At 72.6% G+C, this 1,660-nt stretch carries 1 protein-coding gene; it reads right to left on the reverse strand.

The genetic code is table 11. The features are described 5' to 3' along the window. Positions 1-105: 105 nt before the first annotated feature. Positions 106-1,660 (reverse strand): phosphatidylglycerol lysyltransferase domain-containing protein (locus AC5LSR_RS12730; RefSeq protein ID WP_493468492.1); only part of this gene is annotated, 1,555 nt, incomplete at its 5' end.

The following is a 1,660-nucleotide window of genomic DNA, read 5'->3' on the forward strand; positions in this document are numbered from 1 at the left end:
AGGCAGGGACGGCCGCTGCCGTAGGTGGAAACCGCTGTGGCGACGACGTTTTCCACCTACGGCCCGTGCGCCCGTAGGTGGAAAACGTTGCTGGAGCGGCGGTTTCTACCTACGAGGGCAGACACCGGCCGGGCGGGCGGGCCGCCGTAGCCGGTACGCGGCGGGCCGTACCCCCATCCGGGGCCAGCGCAGGAAGGCTTCGGCCTCCAGCATGGCCAGCGCGATGCGCGGCAGGTTCCGGCTCGCCGGGAAACAGACGTAGCGGGGCGACCAGGCCGGGCGGAACTTCGCGTTGAACCGGTAGAGGCTGTCGATCTGGAACCAGCGGGAGAGGAAGACCAGCAGGTTCCGGAAACAACGGGTGACCGGGCCCGCGCCGAGCCGCTGCCCGCGCTCCAGCGCGGCCCGGAAGAAGGCGAAGTTCAGCGACAGGCGCTCCACCCCGAGCCCGGCCGCGGCCCGTACCGCCGAGACGATCAGGAAGTCGTTCAGCCCGTTGTCGGCGGTACGGTCCCGCACCATCAGGTCCAGCGACAGGCCCCGGCGGCCCCACGGGACGAAGTGCAGCAGCGCACGCAGCCGCGGCTCGCCGCCCGCCGGGCCGTCCCCGCCGCGGTCGAAGGCCATCAGGACGACGCAGTCGTCGTCGGCGGGCGCGCCGATCCGGCCGAGCGCCATGGAGAAACCGCGTTCGGTCTCGGTGCCACGCCATGCCGCGGCCTGCGCCCGCAGCCGGGCCCGCTCCTCGGCGGGCAGGTCACGCATCCGCAGGGCCTGGCAGGTGTAGCCGGCCCGTTCGACCCGGCCGACGGCCTGCCGGACGTTGCGCATGTCGCGACCTTCGAGGGTGAAGGCCGCCACATCGATGACGGCTTCGTCACCGAACTCCAGCACGGACAGGCCGGCGCGCTCCCACGCCTTGCCGCCCGTCTCGGAGCATCCGATCACCGCTGGTATCCAGGCATGTTCGGCGGCGATCCGCAGGAACTCCCGGATCGCGCCCGGCCACGCCTCGTTGTCGCCGAGCGGGTCGCCGCTGGCGAGCATCACCCCGGACACCACCCGGTAGGGGACGCAGGCCTTGCGCGTCGCCGACCAGACGACGGTCTTGTCGGCGCGCAGGGCGAAGTAGCCCAGCGAGTCGGCGTCACCGTGACAGGCCAACAGCGCGCGCATGCCGGTGATGTCGTCCTCGGACAGCTTCGGCCGCGGCCGTGGTGGCCGCAGCACGAGGTACACGACAGCGCTGATCGTGAGCAGGCCCATGGTCAGCAGCGTCCGGGTGACAAGATCCGAGACCCGTTCGGAGGAGAAGCGCAGCGGCCCGTGGATGCCGACCAGGCCGTCCACGACGTGCGCGAACTGGGCGGACAGCGGGTGCGCCCCAAGCAGCCGCCCACCACCGACCTGGAGCAGCAGCATGCCGATCATGACCGAGGCGGCGGCGAGGGCGGTCCCGACCCACAGCGCCCGCCACCGGGTGGTCGGGTCCCCCTTGGCCTGGAACTCCCCGCGTGCCAGCAGCAGACCGGCGACGAGTACGGCGGAGGCGGCCGCCTCCTCGTAGTCGAGGCCCTTGACCACGTGCAGGACGACGCTCGCCGTGAGCAGGGCCACCACCCCGTGCCAGGCGCGGCGCTTGCGCCGGCGCAGGCCGCGC

It is taken from the genome of Protofrankia sp. CiP1_Cm_nod4 (assembly GCF_982290645.1).